The organism is Arthrobacter globiformis NBRC 12137 (assembly GCF_000238915.1).
Lineage (GTDB): Bacteria > Actinomycetota > Actinomycetes > Actinomycetales > Micrococcaceae > Arthrobacter > Arthrobacter globiformis.
In genome coordinates this window covers 48,609-70,847 of sequence record NZ_BAEG01000092.1, presented here as the reverse complement: position 1 = coordinate 70,847, position 22,239 = coordinate 48,609, and the positions used below count along the sequence as shown (strand labels likewise).

General features: G+C 67.8%; 22 protein-coding genes. 12 read left to right on the top strand and 10 right to left on the bottom strand.

From position 1 onward, the window contains the following. The first annotated feature begins 9 nt into the window (after positions 1 to 9). Positions 10 to 882: an SDR family oxidoreductase gene (locus tag ARGLB_RS19175; RefSeq protein ID WP_003805689.1), complete on the top strand. Its 873-nt coding sequence runs from the start codon at positions 10 to 12 to the stop codon at positions 880 to 882. Positions 883 to 1,084: 202 nt separating this feature from the next. Here ARGLB_RS19175 and ARGLB_RS19170 read toward each other — a convergent pair whose 3' ends face one another. Genes ARGLB_RS19170 through ARGLB_RS19160 form a run of 3 tightly spaced genes read right to left on the bottom strand, consistent with a single transcriptional unit; the run spans position 1,085 to position 5,048 of the window. Next, positions 1,085 to 2,248 (bottom strand): mannitol-1-phosphate 5-dehydrogenase, encoded by a 1,164-nt coding sequence (locus tag ARGLB_RS19170; protein ID WP_003805688.1) that lies wholly within the window; start codon positions 2,246 to 2,248, stop codon positions 1,085 to 1,087. Then, positions 2,248 to 4,266: a PTS mannitol transporter subunit IICBA gene (locus tag ARGLB_RS19165; RefSeq protein WP_003805687.1), complete on the bottom strand. Its 2,019-nt coding sequence runs from the start codon at positions 4,264 to 4,266 to the stop codon at positions 2,248 to 2,250. Before ARGLB_RS19165 ends, ARGLB_RS19170 begins: the two co-directional genes overlap by 1 nt. A 53-nt stretch (positions 4,267 to 4,319) precedes the next feature. Continuing rightward, positions 4,320 to 5,048, bottom strand: coding sequence for a TetR/AcrR family transcriptional regulator (locus tag ARGLB_RS19160; protein WP_043419838.1), 729 nt, complete (start codon positions 5,046 to 5,048; stop codon positions 4,320 to 4,322). A gap of 164 nt (positions 5,049 to 5,212) precedes the next feature. Between ARGLB_RS19160 and ptsP the strand changes: the two genes are divergently transcribed. Then, complete coding sequence (ptsP, locus tag ARGLB_RS19155; protein WP_003805685.1) at positions 5,213 to 6,898, top strand: phosphoenolpyruvate--protein phosphotransferase; 1,686 nt, start codon at positions 5,213 to 5,215, stop codon at positions 6,896 to 6,898. A gap of 122 nt (positions 6,899 to 7,020) precedes the next feature. Here the strand turns inward: ptsP and ARGLB_RS19150 are convergent, their stop codons facing one another. After that, positions 7,021 to 7,857 carry an alpha/beta fold hydrolase gene (locus ARGLB_RS19150; protein ID WP_083839704.1) on the bottom strand — a complete coding sequence of 279 codons (837 nt, stop codon included), beginning with the start codon at positions 7,855 to 7,857 and terminating at the stop codon, positions 7,021 to 7,023. 48 nt (positions 7,858 to 7,905) lie between these two features. Between ARGLB_RS19150 and ARGLB_RS19145 the strand changes: the two genes are divergently transcribed. The 4 genes from ARGLB_RS19145 to ARGLB_RS19130 all read left to right on the top strand — a co-directional run bounded on the left by ARGLB_RS19145 (position 7,906) and on the right by ARGLB_RS19130 (position 10,411). Beyond that, positions 7,906 to 8,340: a helix-turn-helix domain-containing protein gene (locus ARGLB_RS19145; RefSeq protein WP_003805683.1), complete on the top strand. Its 435-nt coding sequence runs from the start codon at positions 7,906 to 7,908 to the stop codon at positions 8,338 to 8,340. Between the two features lie 134 nt (positions 8,341 to 8,474). Then, positions 8,475 to 9,251 carry a FadR/GntR family transcriptional regulator gene (locus tag ARGLB_RS19140; RefSeq protein ID WP_003805682.1) on the top strand — a complete coding sequence of 259 codons (777 nt, stop codon included), beginning with the start codon at positions 8,475 to 8,477 and terminating at the stop codon, positions 9,249 to 9,251. A 1-nt stretch (position 9,252) separates the two neighbouring features. Continuing rightward, on the top strand, positions 9,253 to 9,972 hold the full coding sequence (locus ARGLB_RS19135) for a cache domain-containing protein (RefSeq protein WP_003805680.1): 720 nt from the start codon (positions 9,253 to 9,255) through the stop codon (positions 9,970 to 9,972). Between the two features lie 127 nt (positions 9,973 to 10,099). Beyond that, positions 10,100 to 10,411, top strand: coding sequence for a hypothetical protein (locus ARGLB_RS19130; RefSeq protein WP_003805679.1), 312 nt, complete (start codon positions 10,100 to 10,102; stop codon positions 10,409 to 10,411). A gap of 8 nt (positions 10,412 to 10,419) precedes the next feature. Here the strand turns inward: ARGLB_RS19130 and ARGLB_RS19125 are convergent, their stop codons facing one another. Next, positions 10,420 to 11,637 (bottom strand): PucR family transcriptional regulator, encoded by a 1,218-nt coding sequence (locus ARGLB_RS19125; protein WP_003805678.1) that lies wholly within the window; start codon positions 11,635 to 11,637, stop codon positions 10,420 to 10,422. A 234-nt stretch (positions 11,638 to 11,871) separates the two neighbouring features. On the opposite strand from ARGLB_RS19125, the gene ald reads away from it, so the two are divergent. Next, positions 11,872 to 12,990 (top strand): alanine dehydrogenase, encoded by a 1,119-nt coding sequence (ald, locus tag ARGLB_RS19120; protein ID WP_003805676.1) that lies wholly within the window; start codon positions 11,872 to 11,874, stop codon positions 12,988 to 12,990. Between the two features lie 72 nt (positions 12,991 to 13,062). Here the strand turns inward: ald and ARGLB_RS19115 are convergent, their stop codons facing one another. Further along, on the bottom strand, positions 13,063 to 14,130 hold the full coding sequence (locus ARGLB_RS19115; protein ID WP_003805674.1) for a Gfo/Idh/MocA family protein: 1,068 nt from the start codon (positions 14,128 to 14,130) through the stop codon (positions 13,063 to 13,065). Then, positions 14,127 to 14,744, bottom strand: a complete 618-nt coding sequence (locus ARGLB_RS19110) for a TetR/AcrR family transcriptional regulator (protein WP_003805672.1) — start codon at positions 14,742 to 14,744, stop codon at positions 14,127 to 14,129. Before ARGLB_RS19110 ends, ARGLB_RS19115 begins: the two co-directional genes overlap by 4 nt. Before the next feature lie 124 nt (positions 14,745 to 14,868). On the opposite strand from ARGLB_RS19110, the gene ARGLB_RS19105 reads away from it, so the two are divergent. Together ARGLB_RS19105 and ARGLB_RS24200 are read left to right on the top strand one after the other, a co-directional pair. Then, positions 14,869 to 15,435: an NAD(P)H-dependent oxidoreductase gene (locus ARGLB_RS19105; RefSeq protein ID WP_003805670.1), complete on the top strand. Its 567-nt coding sequence runs from the start codon at positions 14,869 to 14,871 to the stop codon at positions 15,433 to 15,435. Positions 15,436 to 15,649: 214 nt separating this feature from the next. Continuing rightward, the gene (locus tag ARGLB_RS24200; RefSeq protein WP_245531572.1) at positions 15,650 to 16,594 is read left to right on the top strand and encodes a GerMN domain-containing protein; all 945 of its coding nucleotides are present in this window, start codon (positions 15,650 to 15,652) and stop codon (positions 16,592 to 16,594) included. Positions 16,595 to 16,615: 21 nt separating this feature from the next. On the opposite strand, the gene ARGLB_RS19095 is transcribed toward ARGLB_RS24200, so the two are convergent. Next, a complete protein-coding gene (locus ARGLB_RS19095; protein WP_003805665.1) occupies positions 16,616 to 17,506 on the bottom strand; it encodes an isocitrate lyase/PEP mutase family protein in 891 nt (296 codons plus the stop codon). A gap of 124 nt (positions 17,507 to 17,630) precedes the next feature. Here ARGLB_RS19095 and ARGLB_RS19090 point away from each other — a divergent pair, with 124 nt between their 5' ends. From ARGLB_RS19090 to ARGLB_RS19080, 3 genes are all read left to right on the top strand, one after another. Continuing rightward, on the top strand, positions 17,631 to 18,926 hold the full coding sequence (locus tag ARGLB_RS19090) for an aminotransferase-like domain-containing protein (protein ID WP_003805663.1): 1,296 nt from the start codon (positions 17,631 to 17,633) through the stop codon (positions 18,924 to 18,926). 57 nt (positions 18,927 to 18,983) lie between these two features. Beyond that, entirely contained in the window at positions 18,984 to 19,415 is a 432-nt protein-coding gene (locus ARGLB_RS19085; protein WP_003805661.1) for a universal stress protein, read from the top strand. A 149-nt stretch (positions 19,416 to 19,564) separates the two neighbouring features. Next, positions 19,565 to 19,906 (top strand): hypothetical protein, encoded by a 342-nt coding sequence (locus ARGLB_RS19080; protein ID WP_003805658.1) that lies wholly within the window; start codon positions 19,565 to 19,567, stop codon positions 19,904 to 19,906. 53 nt (positions 19,907 to 19,959) lie between these two features. Here the strand turns inward: ARGLB_RS19080 and ARGLB_RS19075 are convergent, their stop codons facing one another. Further along, positions 19,960 to 20,589, bottom strand: a complete 630-nt coding sequence (locus ARGLB_RS19075; protein WP_003805657.1) for a phosphatase PAP2 family protein — start codon at positions 20,587 to 20,589, stop codon at positions 19,960 to 19,962. A gap of 91 nt (positions 20,590 to 20,680) precedes the next feature. Next, on the bottom strand, positions 20,681 to 22,201 hold the full coding sequence (locus ARGLB_RS19070; RefSeq protein WP_003805655.1) for a dihydrolipoamide acetyltransferase family protein: 1,521 nt from the start codon (positions 22,199 to 22,201) through the stop codon (positions 20,681 to 20,683). Between the last annotated feature and the right edge of the window lie 38 nt (positions 22,202 to 22,239).

The window sequence follows — 22,239 nt, the reverse complement described above, 5'->3', positions numbered from 1 at the left end:
GGACCATCAATGACCATCGCCATCACCGGAGCCACCGGCCAGCTCGGCCGCCTCGTCGTCGAAGCACTGCTCGACAGCGGCCTGCCCGCCGATCAGATTGTGGCCGCCGGCCGGACCGTGGACAGGATCGCTGACCTCGGCCAGCGCGGCGTCCAGGTCCGCACCATCGACTACAGCCAGCCCGAGTCACTGCGGCAGGCGTTCGCCGGGGCCCACAAGGTCCTGCTGGTTTCAGGCAGCGAGGTGGGCCAGCGCGTCGAGCAGCACCGGAATGCGATCGAAGCGGCCCGCGACGCCGGCGTCGGCCTGATTGCCTACACCAGCGTGGCAAACGCGGACACCACCGCCATGCAGCTGGCTGCCGAGCACATCGCCACTGAAGAGATCCTCCGGGACTCCGGCGTCCCGTTCGTCCTGCTCCGCAACGGCTGGTACCTGGAGAACTACACCGGCCAGCTCCCGGTTCAGGTCCAGCACGGCGCGGTTTTCGGCAGTGCCGGTGAGGGCCGGGTAAGTGCCGCCGCCCGGGCCGACTACGCCGCGGCGGCGGCGGCCGTGCTGCTCCGTGATGACCAGGGCGGCAAGGTCTACGAACTGGGCGGCGACGACGCCTTCACCCTCAGTGAGCTGGCCGGGGAAGTCAGCGCGGCGTCCGGAAAGCCCGTGACTTATACGGATCTTCCGGCGGAGAAGTACACCCAGGTCCTGGTGGAAGCCGGGCTGCCGGAACCCTACGCGGCAATCCTGGCGGACAGCGACCTCGGCATAGCGCGGGGCGATCTCCTGGTCACCAGTGGGGACCTCAGTGCCCTGCTCGGCCGCCCCACCACGCCGCTGCGCGAGGCGGTCCAAGCTGCCGCCGCGAGCCTCCAGGCGAGCTAGCCACTAACCCCCGCCCCGCCAACCAACCCTTCAGGACGCGTCTGAGGGGCCCGTTAAATGGGCGACGCCGGAACTCGGTTGAGTTCCGGCGTCGTGCGTTGCGCTGTATTCAGTTCCGCTGTTTCCGGCTCCGCGGTGCAGACGTTCCGTCAGGCCGCGGTCCCTCCCGCAGCAGGGCAGCAGGGCCGCGGCTGTGGGTTGGCTAGGCCGGGGCGGCGACGTCCTCCGCCTTGCGCTCCTCGACGAGGCCGCAGACCGCGGCGAAGAGCGGGTGGTCCTGCGCCAGTCCGGTGATTCGCTCCGTGGCGGCGGCGGGCTCGGAGTCCGCCAGGATCTGGCCCAGCTCCACGGCCTCGGCGTCGGCGGGGTCGTTGAACCGCAGGGCTGCCGCGATCGCCCCGAGCAGCGCCTCGGGGACAATCCCGCGTTCGGCCAGTTCCGCTGCCGGGCCGATGAAGCGCTCATGCCGGCTGAGCTTGCGCAGCGGCGCGCGACCCACGCGGTGCACGGTATCCGGCAGGTGCGGGTTGGTGAAGCGCGCCAGGATCTTCTGGACGTAGGCCTCCTGCTCGTCGTAGCTGAAGCCGTGCTTGGACACGAGCAGCTGCTTGGTCTCGTCGAGCACGGCCCGCACGTCGGCGGCAACGTCCTCGTCAGCCATGGCATCCGAGATCTTCTCCAGCCCGGCTTCGAAACCGAAATACGCCGCGGACGCGTGCCCCGTGTTCACCGTGAACAGCTTGCGCTCGATGTAGGGGCCGAGCTCGTCCACGAAGGTGGCGCCCGGAATCACCGGGGCGGCACCGCCGAACGGCGTGCGGTCGATAACCCACTCATAGAACGTCTCCACCGTCACGTCCAGGCCCTGGCCCGGTTCCTGGTTGGGCACGATGCGGTCCACGGCCGTGTTCGCGAACACGGCCGCATCCGCCAGCGACCCGGCGGCCTCGTCCCAGGACGAGACGATCGACTCGCGCAGGATGTCCGTGGCGTTGATGGCGTTCTCGCAGGCCATCACCTGCAGCGGCGGCAGCCCCGCTGCCCGGGAGGCAATTCCCTTGGCAATCGCGGGGGCCACGAACTTCAGGATGTGCGGACCCACCGCGGTGGTGACGATGTCCGCCGTCGCGATTTCCTCGATCAGCTGCGCCTCCTGGGTGCCGGAGTTCACCGCCCGAAAGTTGTCCACCGTGCGCACAGCGGGGTTCTCCCCCACCTCGTGCACGCTGTAGCTGTCCGCCGCGGCGAGCTGGGCAATCAGGGTGTCCGCGACGTCGGCGAACACCACCTCATACCCGGCCTCGTGCAGCAGCAGGCCGACGAACCCCCGGCCGATGTTCCCGGCCCCAAAATGTACAGCCTTCACTATGCGTTGACCTTTCCGAACAGTTCCAGGACTTCGTCCACGGATGTCGCCGCCTCAAGCTGCGCCACCTGCGCCTTGTTCGTGAAGACCTTGGCGATCGAGGACAGGATGTGCAGGTGCTCGTTGTTGACGCCGGCCACCCCCACCACGAACTTGACCTGCTTGCCGTTCCAGTCGATACCGTCGGGGTAGCGGACCACGGAGACGGCCGACTTCTTGATGTGGTCCTTCGCGGCGTTGGTGCCGTGCGGGATGGCCAGGAAGCTGCCCATGTACGTGGAGACGGACTCCTCGCGTTCATGCATCGCGAGGATGTAGTCGTTGTCGACTGCCCCGCGCGCCAGCAGCAGCTGGCCCGCCTCGTCGATGGCGGCATCCCGGGTGGCCGCGGAGCCGTTCAGGACCACGCTCTCCGGCACCAGGATGTCCGACGGCGCTGCGGCGGCTTCGGGGGCAGCGGCGGTTCCGGAGGTGGTGGCGGCAGCCGGCGCTGCCGCTGTTGCAGCCCCGGCGGCGGGCGCCGCCGTTCCTTCGGCGTTGCTGCGCTGGACCATTTCCACGATCTCGTCGTAGCGTGGGCTGTTCATAAAGTTGTCCACGGAGACGTGCACGGCGCTGGCCGTTGACGGCTTGGCCCGTTCAGTGAGGTCCTGGTGGGTGACCACCACGTCATAGGTGTCGCTGAGGTTGGCGATGGATGCGTTGGTGACCTTGACGTCCGGGAAGCCCGCCGCCTTGATCTTGTTGCGCAGCACCGAGGCGCCCATGGCGCTGGAGCCCATGCCGGCGTCGCACGCGAACACGATGTTGCTGATGGGGCCGGTCAGAACGCCCACGCCGCCACCGGCGCCTGCGCCGGTGAGGGTGGAGGCGACGGAGCTCTTCTTGCCCTTCATGGCTTCCATCTTCGACGTGGCCGCGTTGAGGTCGCCTTCGTCGCTGTGGTGCGTGGTGCGCAGGATCAGCGAGGCGACGAGGAAGGACACCGTCGCAGCAAGGAGGACGGACAGAATCACACCGAAGTAGCTGTCCCGGGAGGTCTGGGCGATCACCGCGATGATGGACCCTGGGGCCGCCGGCGCAACAAGCCCGGAGTTGGTGATGGCCAGGGTGGCGATGCCCGTCATGCCGCCGGCGATCGTGGCGAGGATGAGCATCGGGCGCATCAGGACGTAGGGGAAGTAGATTTCGTGGATGCCGCCGAAGAAGTGGATGAGGGCGGCGCCGGGGGCTGAGGCCTTGGCCGCGCCGCGCCCGAAGAACATGTAGGCGAGCAGAAGCCCGAGCCCCGGGCCCGGGTTGGCCTCGAGCAGGAACAGGATGGACTTGCCCTGTTCCAGCGACTGCTGGATGCCCAGCGGCGTCAGTACGCCGTGGTTGATGGCGTTGTTGAGGAAAAGTACCTTGGCCGGTTCGATGAAGATGCTGGTCAGGGGCAGCAGTCCGTTGTTCACCAGGAACTGGACCACGTTGCCGGCAGCCGTGCTGAAGGCCGTCACGAGCGGGGAAATGCCGTAGAAGCCGAGCATCGCCAGCAGGGCACCCCAGATGCCGGCGGAGAAGTTGTTGACCAGCATCTCGAAGCCGGGCCGGATCTTGCCGTCCCAGATCGAGTCGAGCTTCTTCATGGTCCAGCCGCCCAGCGGGCCCATGATCATGGCGCCGATGAACATCGGGATACCGGCACCGACGATCACGCCCATGGTGCCGATGGCGCCCACGACGCCGCCGCGGACGTCATAAACCATCCGGCCGCCGGTGTAGGCAATCAGCAGGGGCAGCAGATAGGTGATCATGGGACCTACGAGGCCCGTGTTCGGGGCACCCGCGGCGTTGGTGCCAAAGCCGCCAAGCTGCGGTACGGGGATCCAGCCCTTTTCGATGAAGAGCGCGGTGATGATGCCCCAGGCGATGAACGCCCCGATGTTGGGCATGATCATGCCGGACAGGAATGTCCCGAACTTCTGGACGTGCACCCGCGCACTGGTTTTGGGTTTTGCAACTGTCTCTGTTGCCATGTGATTTCCTAACGTGGTCCCTGCTGCACCGCAGGATGGTCCGATAGTTTCGTCTAGCCGGTGGAACTGGTGGAGATCCGGTGGAGCCATTCGAGGAAGAGCTTGAGTTCCGAACTGGTGAGCTGGTCCGAGTGCGATGCCTGCAACGCCGCGTTCAGCGCGATGGCAGCCACGACTACCGATGACTTCCCGGAGTCCTCGGCTGCTGCATCCGGCCCCTGGTCCCTGGACACGGCAAAAATCATGGCGTCCCGGGTCATGGTGGAGAGCTCAAGGTTCCGCTCCGCAACCGGTTCCGCGATCAGCATGAGCGTGACGCCCACGTTGGCAGCCAGGATGCTCCTGGCTGCTTCCCGTGGCTGGACGCTCAGCTGCCCCGCCGCAGCGGCTTTGTTCAGCATTTCCTCCAGGAGGCCCTCCGCATCGGCAACGATGGCGGGGCGGCTCTCGGGGCGGATGTTACCGAACATGACCAGATAAAGCTCCGGCTGTTTTAGCCCGAACTGCACGTGGTTGTCCCACATCCGCCGGATGTCCACCAGCGGCTGGCCGGACGGGGCGAAATCGCGTTCGCCCGCCACATATTCTTCGAAGCCCGCGGCGACAACTGCGTCAAACAGGCCCTCCTTGTCACCGAAGTGGTGATAGAGGGTGGGCGCTGTAACGCCCGCCAGCTGCGTGATCTGGCGGGTGGAAACAGCTGCCCCCGCGGATTTGGCCAGCAATTCGGCTGCCGCACGCAACAGCCTCATCTTGGGCGGAAGCTGGCCATCGAAACTCATAACCGCTACCCTAGCACCTATAGCAACGCTATATGAACTGAATCACATACAATTTTTTTCAGGCACCGCAACCGCATCATCGGACGTAGCTGTTCCGACCTTCCGGGCTTCCGCCCGGGCAGATACCGGCGGGCCTGGCTACCGGCAGAGAACGAGGACCTTCAGTGCAGAACTTCCCAGGAGTAGGCGTCAGCCCCGGCCGCATCATCGGCACGATCCGCCAGATGCCCAAGCCCATCAGTGAACCTCCGGCGGGCGAGCAGCTGGCTGCGGGGACCACGCCCGAAGAGGCCACGGCAGCACTGAAGGCTGCGGCGGGCGCCGTCCATGATGAGCTGAAGGCGCGCGCTGACCATGCCACCGGTGATGGCAAGGCCGTCCTGGAAGCCACGGCCCTGATGGCCAAGGACACCATGCTGATCAAGGGCGCCGCGAAGCTGATCGCGCGCGGTTCCTCGCCGCAGCGGGCCATCTGGGAATCCGGCTCCTCGGTTTCGGAAATGCTGCACAACCTCGGCGGCTACATGGCGGAGCGCGCCACCGACGTCCTGGACGTCCGCGCCCGCATCGTGGCCGAGCTCCGCGGCGTGCCCGCCCCGGGCATCCCGACGTCGAACGAACCGTTCATCCTGGTGGCCGAGGACCTGGCCCCGGCCGACACCGCCACCCTCGACCCCAACAAGGTCCTTGCACTCGTGACCGCCGGCGGCGGTCCGCAGTCCCACACGGCGATCATCGCCCGCTCACTCGGCCTGCCCGCCGTCGTGGCCGCCGTCGGGGTGGACGAACTCCCGGACGGCACCGAGGTTTACGTCGACGGCGCCGCCGGTTCCATCACGGCCAACCCGGACGACTCACTGCGCGCAGCCGCCGAGGCCTGGGCCGCCACGGCGTCCCTCCTGGCCGAGTTCAGCGGTACGGGTTCGACGGCGGACGGCCACCTGGTGCCCCTCCTCGCCAACGTGGGCGGGGCCAAGGATGCCCAGGCGGCGGCCAAGCTCGGCGCCCAAGGCGTGGGCCTGTTCCGCACGGAGTTCTGCTTCCTGGAGCGAGACACCGAGCCCACCGTCGAGGAACAGGCCGCCGCGTACAAGGGCGTGTTCGACGCCTTCCCCGGCAAAAAGGTGGTGCTGCGCACCCTCGATGCCGGCGCGGACAAACCGCTCCCGTTCCTCACCGACTCCACCGAACCCAACCCGGCGCTGGGTGTTCGTGGCTACCGCACCGACTTCACGACTCCCGGCGTCCTGGACCGGCAGCTGGAGGCGATCGCGAAGGCCGAAAAGGAGTCGGAGGCTGACGTTTGGGTCATGGCTCCGATGATTTCGACGGCGGAGGAGGCTGCCCGTTTCGCCACCATGTGCGCCGAGGCCGGCATCAAGACGCCGGGCGTGATGGTGGAGGTTCCGTCCGCCGCCCTCACGGCCGACACCATCCTGCGCGAGGTGGGGTTCGCCAGCCTGGGAACCAACGACCTCACCCAGTACGCCATGGCCGCCGACCGCCAGCTGGGTCCGCTCGCAGGGCTGAACACGCCGTGGCAGCCCGCGGTGCTGCGCCTCGTCGGCCTGACGGTTGAGGGCTCCAGGGCCGAGGGACACAACAAGCCGGTGGGCGTCTGCGGCGAGGCCGCTGCGGACCCGGCCCTCGCCGTCGTGCTGACCGGCCTGGGCGTCACCACCCTGTCCATGACCGCCCGGTCGCTGGCCGCTGTGGCCGCCGTACTGAAGACCGTCACGCTGGCGGAGGCCCAGGAGCTGGCCAAGCTGGCCCTGTCCGCGCCGAGCGCCGTGGAAGCCCGGGCCTGGGTCCGGGAGAAGCTGCCCGTCCTGGAGGAGCTCGGGCTGTAAGCCTGCCGGCCCGGAAGCAGGCAGGAGGCACCGGCAGCTGGCAACCGTCTGAAGCAGGCAGGCGCACGGAGTTCCGGGCGCCTGCCTGGTCCTTGGGTTGGTGCCTGCCCGCTGTTCGGGTTTCAGGCGGTGGATCCGCCTGCCGCCGCAGAGCCCTCGGCTGCGGTGCCGGCCCAGCGCCGGATGAGCCGGGCAACATCCCCGGCAGCGGTCTCCTGAACAACGTGACCGTGTCCGGGCATCTCGGCAAACGCACCGTCAGGTGCCTGCGCGGACACGTGCTCGCACCACGGCCGGCGGGCGATCGGGTCCCTTCCGCCGCGGAGCACGAGCACCGGCTGCCCTAAACCGCGAATCCGCACGTCCAGCGGGTACTGCATCATCACGGGCAGTTCGGTCAGATACCACCGCATCCCCGCCCGGAAGTAATCGGTGAAAACCACGGCGTTGGTGGATGGCGGCTCGCTGAACAGGGCATCCCGCGTCAGCGCCAGCACATGCCAGGCGGCACTCCTGCGCGCCGAATCCACCACCGGGCCCATTAGCACTGTCCGGATCACCAGCCCGGGCGCCTGGAGCGAGAACTCCACCGCAAACTGTGCTCCCATGGAGTGGCCCACCGCGATGCAGGATTCGACTCCACGCTCCGCCAGGACCGCCGCGACGAAGGCCGCATATTCGCCGACGGTCACCTGACGCCCGGGCCGGGGCGTGCCCCCGAACCCCGGCAGGTCGAAGGAGTAGACGGCGGCACCCTGGTCAGCGCCCTCCGCCTGCTGGCCCTGCCCATCCGCGCCCTGGGCAAGCTCGACGTGCAGCCGGGCGAGGTAGCGGTGCGAGACGCCAATGCCGTGGAGCAGCACATAGGCCGGCTCGCCCGCCGCCGAGGGCGCGTTGGACGAGTACACGCGGCCGGTCAGGCCGTTCGCCGTCACTGCTGCTCCGCCGGCAAGTCTCATCCGCCGAGCATACACAACGCACCGTTCCGCAACGGCTAGGCTTCTGCCATGGCTCTGATTGCACCCAGGGTGGCGCCCGCCCTTCCGCCCGAAGACGCGCTGGCGCTGCAGCGCGCGCTCGACGGCGGCACTGACATCACAGTTTTCGTGGACGGCACCGTCCACCGCCTCCCGCCGCAGGCGAGGGACACCGTCGTCGACCTCCTGGCAAGGTTCAGCCGCGGCGAAGCGGTGACCGTGAGCAGCGTGGAGGAAATGCTGACCACCTCGCAGGCTGCCGAGCTGGCCGGCATCTCCCACACCTACCTGCGGAACATGACAGACCGTGGCGAGATACCCGTGGAATACCGCGGCACGCACCGCCGCATCAGGCTGGCCGCCATCATGGGCTGGCTGGAGGGACAGAAAAAGAAGCGGGCGGCAGCCGAGGCTGCCGGGGAAGCCGCCGACGGCGGGACCTCCGCCGGCGAATCCGGAGAGTAGCGCCCCGCACGGCGCGGCAGTGGCCGAAAAAAGTAAATGTGCAAAGATTGAAGGTAATCGAAAAAGCGCTGACGCCCGAAGCCCGGGCATCGACGCCGGTGACATCGGAGCCACGGACTGCAGGAGGCCTGGGAATGGAAAGTGCGGCAATTTCCACTTCCGCGCTTGACCTGCTGCTGCTCCTCCGCGGAAGCGAGCCAGAGGGGCTGGGCCGGGCCGACCAGGTCTCCTACCAGATCGAAACCGCCATTCTGATGGGCATCCTCACCGAAGGTGACAGGCTGCCCACGGAGTCCGTACTTGCCGGGGAACTGGGCATCTCCCCGATCACCCTCCGGCAGTCCCTGGCCGCCCTGCGGACGAAGGGCCTGATCGAAACCAGCCGGGGACGCAGCGGCGGCAGTGTGATTCGCCGGCAGATCGAATTCACGGATTCACAGTTGCAGGCCAAGCTTCGGGAAACGAGCACCGAGGCCCTCAGGGACCTCGGCGACCTGGGGGCCGCCATCGCCTCAATGTCCGCGCGGCTTGCCGCCGGCCGGGCGGATCCCAAGAATGTGGAGCACCTCGAAGATCTGGCGAGGCGCCACCGGGACGCGGCCGATGACCGGGAGCGCCGCCGCATGGACAGCCGGTTCCACGTTGCCGTCAGCATCGCAGCGCAGTCCAGCAGGCTGACCTCGGCGGCCCTTCAGCTTGAAGCCGAACTCATGACCCTGTGGTGGGGGCACTCCGGCCAGGGCGGCATCGACGGCAAGTCCGTGGAGGAACACGCCGCCATCGTTGATGCGATCAGGGCGCGGGACGCTGACGTGGCCGCCAGCGCGGCAGAGCGCCACAGCCGCAACGAGACCGAATACTTGATAGAGCAGCATCTCAGATTGACGATGCGGCCCGAAGAAGGTGCGTGACGTGGAGACCGTAGAAGAAGCCCTCGAGCGGACAGCCACCGCACTCTCCTCGAGCATCAGCCGCGTTTTCGTCGACCTGGAGAAGATTGCGGACACCGTCACGGCCGCGGCGGCAGCGGCATCAGGCGTCCCCCGCCGCAGCGAATTCCTGTACCTGAAGCAGGAACTGGCGAATTTCATCAAGCAGCACTCGGACATCATCGTCGGCGCCGGCATCGCCTACGCTCCCGGGAGCCTCAGGGAAGCAACCCACTGGCTGGAGTGGTGGCGGACGCAGCGGACAGGCGAACCCCGTTTCGTCACCCATGACCTCAACCCGGACTCGCTGAACTACTACGACTACACAACCCGCGACTGGTTCACCATCCCGACCGCCAGCGGACAGCCCGTGGCCGTCGGACCCTACGTTGATTTCGGCGGCATCAACGTCAACATCATCACGCTGTGCGTTCCGGCGCCCACCGCGCAGGGAATTCAGATCCTGGGATGCGACCTGACCCTCGCGAACCTTGAGGGCATCTTCCTCCGCGCCCTTCAGCTCCGCGAGCCCGTGGTGGTGCTCGTGGGTCCCAACGGCCGCGTTATCGCGTCCAACAACGCACGCATCGCCACCGGAACATTGTTCCTGGAAGAGGACATGGCCCGGGCCGACATCTCAGTGGACGTTTCGCCCGACAACCCCGCGCGCCTGCCCTGGAAGCTGGTCACCCTCCGGGACTAGGCTCCTTGCCTCGTTCCATGGGCCGTAAATCGCCGCTGTGCACGCAAAAATGACGCGGTGATAAGGATCAAGCAACGATCCCCCGGAACCAGGGTTTCCGGCTGGCGCACGGGGTTACTCTTTATTCGTGGTGAGATTCAGGGGGTTGCACATCGTGGCGGGCATCGCCGCAATGGGTCTGGCGGCTGCCCTGGGAATCGTCATGGGCCTGAACAACACCGCCGTTTTTACCTCCAGCTGCGTGGTCTTCGTGGCAGTCTCCCTGTGGGTCCAGAGCCGCGTCGCCAAGTTCCGCACCCGGCTCCAGGGACTTCCGCAGCCTCTTCCCGACGGCGTCGCGCTGGAACGGACCGTCGATCTGACCGCGGAGCGGACCACCGAACGGGCCGCCGAGCGGAGCGCTGAGCAGTTGCCCAGCGGCGAAGGCAACGCCGCATAAGCTGCTCCTTAGATTCTTGGCCTTGATGCCCAGCGCCGTGCCTTCAGGGCGGCGTGCAGCTCCAGCCGCACCATCCCCTTGAGCGGATCGACGCCCAGCAGCTGACGGATGCGGCCCAGCCGGTTGTAGATGCTGCTGCGGTGCAGATGCAGTTTTTCGGCAACATCCTGGACGGAACCGTCATTGTCGTAGAGCAGTTCCAACACGGGCAGCAGTTCCCCGTTCCGGTCATGGTCCTCAAGGGCCCGGAAATTCACCGAACTTGCATCGCTCCAGACGCCGGCCCCGCCGCCGGCCGATGCCAGGAGCTGGTAGACGCCCGTGGCCCGGCAATCCACAAGCTCGCCGAGCCGCGGATCAACCGCCGCTGCCAGGGCGGCAACCTTGGACTGCCGGTACGCCTCGCTTAGGTCTTTGATGCGGCTGAATCCCTCACTGGTTCCAAGGATGATCCGCTCCACGGACCTGCCGGAACGCTTGGCAAGCTCCAACTGGTAGTGCACCAGAACCTGCGCCTGGCTGGCGCGCCCCGTGGACTCCCGGAAAAGGACCACCGAATGGGTTTCCGCGCCGGCGCTGAACAGGACAGCGTCCACGCCGATGGTGGCCTGCAACGCCGCAGCGCGGTGGATGAGCGTCGAGGCGATCGGATCCGGACCGGCCATCCAGCCGTCGGCGTCAAGGACGGTGACCAGCTGCCAGGGCCCGCGGTCCTGCACTTCCTTCCAGCCCGCCACGGCAGCCACCGCATTGGCCTCCCCGGCGCAGGCTGCCAGGAACTCCCGTTCGCGGCTGCGCCTGAACTCGGATTCCGCGGTGTTGGAGTCCAGCAGGAGCCCGGACAGCACGTCCAGATCGTCCCGGACGCCGGGCAGTTCGGCGAGGATCGCCGTCGCGCTTTGGTCTTCCACGTCCAGCTGCACCCACAGGTAACCTACCCGGAACCCACGGACCAGCAGCGGGACGCAGACGCGCCCAAGCATCCCCAGCTCCTCGTTGGCTGGCACCACCACGGGCCGTACGGCGGTGGCGATGCCGTGCGAGAGCTGCCAGTTCTTGACGTCTAGCGGCACCCGTTTGCTGAGCAGGAAGTTAACCCGGACCCGGTCCGCATGCGACTGGTTGGAGCTGTAGGCCAGCAAAAGCCCGTCGAGGTCCTCCAGGGAAAGCCCGCGGCCCAGCTTCAGGGCCACCCGCTCGACGAGCTGTTCCACATCCTGCTGCATGGTGACAGACTACGTCCCGCAGGGGGTCCCGGGCGAACGGACATCAGGCGACACCTGACGCCCCAGCGGTCGACATTAGTCGAGCTGACGGACTGAAAATCCGCGGAAACACGCGGTTTAGCCCCGGGCAGGGCAGCGGATTCCTGTAGCGCGCCTCACAGCCGGATCTATTCTGGAATCACAACTTCCCCACACATTCCGGCCTTGAAAGCCATCGGATCTGGAGCCCAAAAAATGATCATCGGTGTCCCCAAAGAGATCAAGAACAACGAATTCCGCGTCGCCATCACGGCTGCCGGCGTTCACGAATTCCGCACCCACGGCCACACGGTCCTGGTGGAGCGCGGCGCGGGCCTGGGCTCCGGCATCACCGACGAGGAATACGCGATCGCGGGCGCCGAAATCGTCGCCGACGCGGACGAGGTCTGGTCCCGCGCGGACATGGTGATGAAGGTCAAGGAACCCATCAAGGCCGAGTACCACCGTTTCCGCAAGGGCCTGATCCTCTTCACCTACCTGCACCTGGCCGCCGAGCCCGAGCTGACCCGGGCCCTCATCAACTCCGGCGTCACCGCCATCGCCTACGAAACCGTTCAGGAAGGCCGCACCCTGCCCCTGCTCGCCCCCATGTCCGAGGTGGCCGGCCGGCTGTCCGTCCAGGTCGGCGCGACTTCCCTGATGGCGCCCGCCGGCGGCAAGGGTGTGCTCCTCGGCGGCGTTCCCGGCGTCCGCCCCGCCAAGGTCGTGGTCCTGGGTGCAGGCGTCGCAGGCACCAATGCAGCCGCCATGGCGCTGGGACTCGGCGCCGACGTCACCATCCTGGACATCAACATCAACCGGCTGCGCGAACTCGACGCCCAGTACCAGGGCCGGCTCAAGACCGTGGCATCCAACAAGTACGAGATCGAGAAGTCCGTGGTGGACGCGGACCTCGTGATCGGCTCGGTCCTGATCCCCGGCGCCAAGGCACCCAAGCTGGTGACCAACGAGCTCGTCGCCCGCATGAAGCCCGGCTCGGTACTGGTGGACATCGCCGTGGACCAGGGCGGCTGCTTCGAGGACACCCGCCCCACCACGCACCAGGAACCCACGTACAAGGTCCACAACACGATCTTCTACTGCGTCGCCAACATGCCCGGCGCCGTCCCGAACACCTCCACCTACGCGCTGACCAATGTCACGCTCCGCTACGGCGTGGCCCTGGCAAACCTCGGCGTGAAGGCCGCCTTCGAGAAGGACCCGGCACTCGCCGCCGGCCTGAACATCGCCGGAGGCCACGTGGCACACCTCTCCGTCTCCGAGGCGCACAACCTGCCCCTGGTAGCGGACTGGCACGAGCTGGTCTCCGCTTAGCAGCCGAGTGACCGCCGCTGGGTGAGCTTGTCGAAACCGAGGTTTCGACAAGCTCACCCAGCGGTTACGTGCTTAACCAGCCAGTTCCCGGGCCTGCTCTATCAGCTTGAGGACTTCCACGGGGCCGGCAGGATCTACCGGGACGGACAGGGCTGAGGCGGAGCCGCCGTCGGAAATCTTTGCGGCGAGGATCCGGTAGAACTCCGGGTAGTTTCCGCGCTCGGTGGGCAGCCGGTCCAGGTGCCCGTCGCGGCCCAGCTGCCCGGCCCATTCGGCGGCCTCCACACCGTACTCTGCGTCCAGCGGGCTCCCGCCGGCCACGATGTACGGCTCCTGCGGGTCCACGCCGTGCTTGGTGTAGCCGCCGCCGGTGCCGAGGACCCGGTAGCGCGGTCCCTGCTGCGCGCAGAGCATGTTCATCCAGTGGTGGCTGACCACGCCGTTCCCGTGCCGCAGGACCACGAAGCAATCGTCATCCGTCTTTTCTCCCGGGCGCCGGGCCTGGAGCTCGGCATGGACCACCGTGCCCGGCCCGAAAAGCTGGAGCGCCTGGTCCAGGAGGTGGGTGCCGAGGTCGAACAGGACGCCGCCGCCGTCGGCCGCCGTGGCCTCCGCCTTCCAGGCCTTGGAAACTTCGGGCGACCACCGTTCAAAGCGTGACTCGAACCGCGTCACCTCGCCCAGCACGCCGCCCTCCAGCAAGGCTTTGACCGTGAGGTAGTCCCCGTCCCAGCGCCTGTTCTGGAACACCGTCAGCACCCGCCCCAGCCGCTCCGCGAGCGCGATCAGTTCCTGCCCCTGGGCGCTCGTCACGGCGAACGGCTTGTCAACGACGACGTCGAGCCCGGCCTCGAGCGCGGCCTTCGCCAGCGGGTAATGGGTGGCCGGCGGGGTCCCCAGGACCACAAGGTCAAGGTCAGCAGCGAGCGCAAGGACGGCATCGCCGTCGGGCACTGTTTTCACGCCCGGGTACTGTCCCGCTGCGGCCGCCTGCCGGCCGGGGTCAGAGGTGGCGATCACGTCCAGCGAATAGCCGGGGTCCGCGGCGACCAGCGGCGCATGGAATACCCGGCCGGACAGGCCGAAGCCCACCACGGCGGTGCGAATGGGGGCGGCGGACGTCGAGGAATCGGTGCTCATGGTGCCACGGTACCCCCTGCGACGCGGGTGACGAGCTGGCGCCATGACTCCTCGAGCCGCTCCTGTGAAACGTGCTGCACGCGGACGGCGTGCAGCAGCCGGTCGGGATCGAGGGTTGCGCTGAGCGACATGGCCATCAGCCACGGGTCCGCATCGAAGCCCGCCGAGCGCAACAGGTGCTCGATGTGCCGGTGCCACAGCACCGCCGGGGGTGCCTCGAACCTGTTGTGCAGGGACGCTTCGGCGGCCCTCGCGAGCTCACCGTATTCCAGGACGTAGCGGATGCGTTCGGCACCGAAGGCGATCAGCCGTTCCAGCGGCGGCGCCCCGGGACCAAGCGGCGGCGGCCCGAACATGAAGCGGCCCTGGAATTCGGCCTCGGCGTCGCTCAGCAGGGTCATCATGAGGCCGGCGCGGCTGCCGAAACGGCGGAACACCGTCCCCTTGCCCACGCCTGCGCGCTCCGCCAGCTTGTCCATGGTCACGCCGTCGGCGCCGCACTCCTCCACGAGCTGCCGGGCAGCGCACAGCAGCAGCTCCCGGTTGCGGGCAGCGTCGCTGCGTTCCGCTCCGGATCCGGGCGAAGACCCGGGGCGGATGGGGATGAGGCTCACACCAAGCATTCTAGACCCGGGGAATAATATCCGGACCGTAGTCCGTTTAGTCTTGATGAAGGCACCAAACGCCTCCAGAACCACCCGCCACGGAGCGTTCCGCGGCAAGACCTAAGGAGTTCACATGTCCGAGAGCACCGTCCTCGCCCTGGTGGGAAGCCTGCGCGCCGACTCCCACAACCGCAAGCTTGCCGAAGCCATCCAGCTGAACGCCCCGGAAGGCGTCGAGATCGTGATCCACGAGAGCCTGGGCAACATCCCGTTCTACAACGAGGACATCGACGTCGAAGGCCAGGTCCCGGCAGCCGCCACCGCACTGCGTGAGGCAGCCGGCCAGGCAGATGCCCTGCTGTTGGTCACCCCCGAGCACAACGGGACCATGCCAGCCTCGCTGAAGAACGCCATCGACTGGCTGTCCCGCCCGTTCGGCGCCGGTGCCCTCGCCGGAAAGCCCACCGCCGTCGTCGGCACCGCCTTTGGCCAGTTCGGCGGGGTCTGGGCCCAGGACGAGGCCCGCAAGGCTGTCGGTATCGCCGGCGCCCGCGTCCTGGAGGACGCTAAGCTCGCCGTCCCCGGCTCCATGGTCCGCTTCGCGGAGACCCACCCGAAGGACGACGCCGAGGTCGTTGAGCAGATCAAGGAACTCTTCGGCGCCCTTGCCGCCGTCGAGCCGGCCGGCGCTGCTGCCTAGGCTGCTCCGCTCGTCCGCATGCCCCCGGCCGTCGAGCGGCCAGGGGCATGCGCTTTCTTCCGGTCTCTGCATGCCGGCCGCCAGCGAGGGCAGGCTGCAACCAATCCGTGACTGAGCTGCGGCCAAACTGACACCCGGGCACCGTTCCCCGGCCCGCCGCCCCGCCGTAACGTTGATGTACGGGACGTGCCGGGGCAGGGAGTGCGGTGCAGTCATGAAGTCGAGCTGGGGAGTCAGACCGCTGACGACGGCGGTTGCCGCTTTCTGCCTGGCACTTCCCTTGTGGCTCACCTCCTGCGCCCCCCTCCAAAACGCGTACGACGCCGGGGCCGCCCCTGCGGCAGCCCCCGAGCCACGCCCGGCACCCCCAGTGAACCCGCCCGGGGAAGCCGGCTCACCCGCCGCCTCCGGATCCGGACCGGGCCCCGCGCTGGGAGCCTCCGGCCAGGGTGCTGGTCAGGGCACGGCAGGTCAGGGAACAGCAGGTCAGGGCACAGCCGCCGGGGTTTCCGAACCCATCCAGTCGGCCGGATTGGCTCCCCCGTCCGCGGGCTCAAACCCGGGCGGCCCGACTGCTGGCGAGCCGGCCGGCGTCGGTCCGGACACCCAGGCGCAGTTGCCGGGCGGAACCGGCGACCAGCCCGCGCCTGCCTCCGGCGCCGCAGCCGGCCCCGCTTCCCCAGGGCCCACGACGGGCTCCAACGCACCGGGTTCCATGTCACCGGGTGCGGGTCCGGGCGCGGCCTCCGGCGCTGCCAGCGCCGGCACTGCGGTCTACTACGTTGCCATCGACGACGGCGGCCGGTCCGGCGTACGCTTTGGCTGCAACGACAGCCTGGTGGCCGTGCGCAATGCCGACTCCGCCATCAGCGAGCCGCTGCAGGCGGCCATGAGCAGGCTGTTGTCCGGCCCGGGCGCGCCGCCGGCCAGCGGGCTGTACAACGCGCTGTCGGCTTCCTCGCTCCAGTACGCCTCCGGCTATCTCGACGGCACCACCGTGGTGGTGAACCTGACGGGCGCGGTGCAGCCCGGCGGCGTCTGCGACCTTCCGCGGATTGAAGCGCAGCTCACCCACACAGCCGTCACGGCCGTAGGTGCCGTCCGGGCGGAAATCTATGTCAGCGGGGTGCCGCTGGCCGACGTTCTCGGCCTCAGCTAGACCCGCGTGGAGACCCGGACGCTAGGCATCCGGCGTCCCGGGAGAGCCCGCTGACCCGGAGAACAGGGCGTCCATGTCGGCGTGGCTCGGCGAACCGGCAAGTTCGGACCAGTTGCCGTCCCCCAGGATTTCGGCTGCCACGCGGGAAACCGTTGCATACGCCGCCTTCGCCGCATTGCCGCCGATGCTGACCCGCCGCACGCCGGCGTCGTGCAGTTCGCCCACGGACGCCGACCCGACGCCGGCGAGGGCATTGAGCGGCGCCGCTATCCGCCGGCTGAGTTCATGCAGGATATGCAGGTCCGTCACGCCGGGAACGAAAATTCCGTCGGCGCCCGCGGCGAGGTAGCCCCCGGCACGCTCCAGCGTTTCCTCGAAGGCGCCGTCCCCGAACTGCCCGGAAAGGTACGTGTCCGTGCGGGCATTGATGAAGAGGCGCACACCGGACTCCGCCGCGATGCTGCGGACCAGACTGATCCTGCGGGCCTGTTCGTCCACGGCTGTGAGGGACGTACCGCCTGAGTCTTCGATGTTCACGCCCACCGCGCCGGCCTCCAGCACCGCCGCGACAGTCTGCCGGAGCAGGCCGTCGTCGAAAGCACCGTCCGCACCCGCGTACCCGGCTTCGATATCGGCCGTGACAGGGACGGTCGTGGCCGCGGTTATCCTGCGGAGCGCGTCGAAGGCCAGGCCCGGCGGCACGTGGCTGCCATCCGGAAACCCGAGGCTCCACGAAATGGCTGAACTCGAGGTGGCAATGGCGCGCGCCCCGGCCTTCTCCACAAGACGGGACGACGCGGCATCCCAGACATTCACGAGCACCAGCGGGACAGGGCCGCCCTCGTGCATCTGGTGGAAGGCGTCGGCCTTGGCGGGCTGGGACAGTGCGGGCGTAGGCTCGAGTGACGTCATGGCTCCATTCCATGCCCTGCCCTGCCGGACGTAAAGGCGTCCGCAGGCACCAGTTCAGATTCCCTTCGAGATTTTGGTCAACACCTGTTGCCTAATCAGCAACCAATGGCTGTAGTCTGGGGGTGTGACACACGAGACACTCGACGCCGCCGCAGCCGTCCTCCCCGCCGAAGCCATTGACGCCATCGAGCGGGCCGCGACCTCAGCCCACCGCCACGACGACCTCTTCTCGGAGCGCGCCGCGAACATCAAACAGTCGGCGGTCCGGGATGTTTTCGATATCTCCATGCGGCCGGGCCTGGTCTCGCTCGCCGGCGGCAGCCCCTACCTGCAGTCCCTGCCCCTTGAAAGGCTCTCGGAGACGGCCGCGCGGATCATCGCCGAGGACGGCCTCACGGCACTTCAGTACGGCGGGGGCCAGGGCACCGAGGAACTGCGCACGCAGATCTGCGAGGTCATGGCCGCGGAAGGCATCCTTGACGCCCGGCCGGAGAACGTGGTGATCACCGCGGGTTCGCAGTCCGCCCAGGATGTGGCCACCAAGGTGTTCTGCAACCCCGGCGACGTGGTCCTCGTGGAGGAACCCACCTACGTGGGGGCGCTAAACACGTTCGAGGCGTACCAGGTCCAGGTGGAGGCCGTCCCCATGGACGACGACGGCCTGGTGCCTGAGCTTCTCGAGGCCCGGATCGCGGCGCTCCAGACCGCCGGGAAGAACATCAAGTTCCTCTACACCATCCCCAACTTCAACAACCCGTCGGGCATCACTCTGGCGCAGGACCGCCGGCAGCAGATCGTGGACATCTGCCGCCGCGCCAACATCCTGGTTCTCGAGGACAACCCTTACGGCCTGCTGCGGTTCGACGGCGAGCCGCTGGCCCCGCTGCGGGCAGGAAATCCCGACGACGTCATCTACATGGGCTCGTTCTCGAAGATCTTTGCCCCGGGACTGCGCATCGGCTGGGCCCTGGTTCCCGCCCACCTGCAGCGCCGCTACTACCTGGCCTCCGAGGCAGTGACGCTCTGCCCGCCCACGCTGAACCAGATGCTGGTCTCGGCCTACCTCCGGGACTACGACTGGAAGGGCCAGATCGAGACGTACCGCGGGCTGTACGCCGAGCGCTGCCACGCCATGCTGGCGGCCCTGGAGATGCACATGCCCGACGGGCTCAGCTGGACCCGGCCGCAGGGCGGATTCTTCGTCTGGGTGACGCTGCCTGAGGGCGTGGACACCTACCCCCTGCTGCACAAGGCGATTGATGCCGGTGTCGTCTTCATTCCCGGCGCGGCCTTCATGCATTCGGATTCCCCGTCGAACAAACTCCGCCTGGCGTTCAGCGCCGTTCCGCCGGAGGCCATCGCCGAGGGCGTGCGACGCCTGGCTCCGGTGCTGCGGGAAGCCATAGACGCCCTGGCGTGAGCTGCGGCCGCGAACGGGGCACCAGATGAGTCACGATTAATCGAAGGAGATAAGGCCATGGCGGGAACAATTGTGGTGGGCGTGGACGGAAGCGGTACCGCACGCAAGGCAGCGGAAGTGGCACGGGACCTGGCAGCGGCGCTGGGCGCCAGGCTCCACGTCGTGTCCGCATTCGATACCGACAGGACCGAAGTCTTCGGCAGCGGCAGTGACCGGTGGATCGTCTCGGACGCCGGCGAAGCGGAAAAGGTGGCCCGGGATGTGGCGGCCGCGCTGGCGGCCGGCGAGCTCCAGGTAACCTATTCCTCCGCGCGGGGCAAGCCAGCAGAAGCCCTGGTCAGGGAGGCGGACCGGCTCGACGCAAGCATGATCGTGGTGGGAAACCGCCGCATGCAGGGCCTTGGGCGCGTGCTGGGCAGTGTGGCCAACAGCGTTGCCCACAGCGCGTCCTGCGACGTCTACATCGCGAATACCTACGGAGCCGATTAGCCGCAGCGCGGGCCTGACTTGACGCGGATCACCCGGGCTGGTGGGCAGTCTCACCCCCGTTTCGGGCAGTCCGGCATGCCCTGAAAGATAAAATTGGAGGTGCCCCCGATGGTGCGGACAAACCCAAATCTACCTTTCAGGGGAACACAGTGCTTACACTCCAGCGTCGCCACCTCGTCGGCCACGACATCCTCCTTGCCCGCCACGGCAACCACATCAGCGCGATGCGCGTGGACCGCTCGGCCGGCCGCGTAATCGCCCTCCTCGACGACGGCTCGGTGGACAGCGCCCCGAATCTCATCTCCCCCGACCTGCAGCTGCCGGACACGCTGAAGAGCGTCGTGCGCGAGGACTGGAAGTTCCTCACGCTCGTGAGCTGCGGCATCGCCGCCGTAGCTGGCGTCATGCTGGCCGCTGCGGTGAGCATGGCAGGCATGTCCGCCGACCCGGCCATGGCCCAGTTGCTGGCCAACTCCTACGCCGCCTACTAAGGCCAGCCTCCGCCGCCGGTCCACGGGGCCCCGGCATCTGCCCACGCCCGCCGTCAGCCGATCCGTACCAGCAGCTCGCGGAGCAGCCACCAGAGCGCTGCGGTAACGCCGCCTCCCACCAGGGCGCCGGCAACAACCTGCGCCACGGTATGCGCGCGCAGCACCACCCGGGACCACCCGACAGCGGGTATCAGCAGCAGCAGCGGAATCCACGGCGTGCCCAGGATCAGCACGGTAATGACAGTCGTCAGGGCGATGGCGCCGGCGTGGCCGCTGATTTTCCAGAACAGGCTGATAACGGCGAGCACCACCACACCGCCCACGATGGCCAGCACCACCACGATGACGCTGTACGGGGCGTTGATGGCCAGCAGGACTCCCAGCCCCGCGAGCAAAGACACCACCGACATGGCGAGCACCGGGAAGCGTTGCTTGCGGTCGCTGACGTGGCGGTCCGTCACCTTGCCCATCCGGACCAGAACGACGACGGCGGCCAGCGGCAGCACGCACACAAACAGCACCGCCACGGCGCCGAACCAGACGGTGCCCGGAAAGCCGGGTTCCATTGCCGGGCTGAGGAGCAGCAGCAAAGCCACGGTGATGGGCGGCTGAAGGGCCTCCGTGATGGCCCGGGCCACGCGGTTCTTCACGCGGATGCTGACGATCCCGCGATCCTCACCCATGGGAACCCCGTCCCTGACTGTCCGGCCCTTCCCCCTTTCCCCGGAGGGTACCCCTCCGGGGACCGTCAGTCGAGCAGGCCAGTCGGGCAGGTCAGTCGAGCAGCAGTGCCGGCTCTTCCAGGATGGCGGCGACGTCGGCCATGAAGCGGGCTGAAAGGTCGCCGTCCACGACCCGGTGATCGAAGGATCCGCCAAGCGTGGTGATCCAGCGGGGAATGACCTCGCCGTCCAGGACCCACGGCTTTTGCTTGATCGTGCCGAACGCCACGATGGCCACCTCGCCGGGGTTGATGATGGGGGTTCCGGTGTCGATGCCGAGGGCGCCGATGTTGGTCACCGTCAGCGTGCCGCCCTGCATCTGCGCCGGCTGGGTCTTGCCGGCGCGCGCGGTGGTGGCGAGGTCGTTGAGGGCCAGCGCCAGTTCCTTGAGGGACAGGTCCTGGGCGTTCTTGATGTTCGGGACCATCAGCCCGCGGGGCGTGGCCGCGGCGATACCCAGGTTCATGAAGTGCTTGATGTGGATCTCGGCGGTGTCGCTGCCGTCCGGGTTGTCCACCCAGGTGGCGTTGACGCTCGGGTTCCGTGCCGCCGCCCAGATGACGGCCTTCGCGAGGATCAGCAGAGGTGAGACCTTGATGCCTTCAAAGTCCCGCGAAGCCTTGAGCCGCTTGACGAACTCCATGGTCCGGCTGGCGTCCACGTCCACGAAGATACTCACGTGCGGGGCGGAGAACGCCGACTCCACCATGGCCTTCGCGGTGGCCTTGCGGACACCCTTAACGGGGATCCGTTCGATCCGCTGCTCCTGGGGACGGCCTGACGTTCCCCAGAAGGTGTCCGCCTTGTCCAGTTCCGCATCGCGCTGCGCCTGGTAGCTGACCAGGTCCTCGCGCGTCACCTCGCCGCGCGCGCCCGTGGCCACGACGTCGGCCAGGTCAATCCCCAGGTCGCGGGCGATCTTGCGCACGGGCGGCTTGGCCAGGACCCTGTTTACGAGCCCGGAAATGGCCCCGCCGAAGGTCGGCTTGTCGCTCTCGATTGTTGGAGTCCACTCGGGCCGCCTCGACACGGCAGACGCGGCCACCGGTCCGGCGCTGGCCGGACCGTCCGAGAGCACTTCCTCGGCAGACCGGGGCTGGACCGGCTCAACCTCCGGAGCACCGTGCATTGCATCCGCCGGAATAACGTGCCCCGTCTTGCGCGGCCGCCGCTTCACGGCGTCGGCCTTCGGACCGGAACCCACCAGCGGACCGGCAGCAAGACCGCTAACGCCAGCTTCACCGTCGTCCTTCAGCTTTCCGTACATCGGCGCCGGCTCGGCATCCGGGACCGCGGGCAGCGGCGCGTCGGCCGGCGTAGGATCGCCGGACATGGAGTCAGACACGCTGATGATGGCAGTCCCGACGTCGACCGTTGCCCCTTCCTGAACCAGCAGCTCGGTGACGGTACCGGCGAACGGCGACGGGAGCTCAACGAGGGACTTGGCCGTCTCGATTTCACACAGGACGTCGTTGATGGCCACCTCGTCGCCGGGCTTGACCTTCCACGAAACGATCTCTGCCTCGGTCAGGCCCTCACCGACGTCGGGGAGGTTGAACTTGTTAAGCGTCATGGGATCCTCGGGTTCGAAAGCTCGGGCGCTCCGGGAGG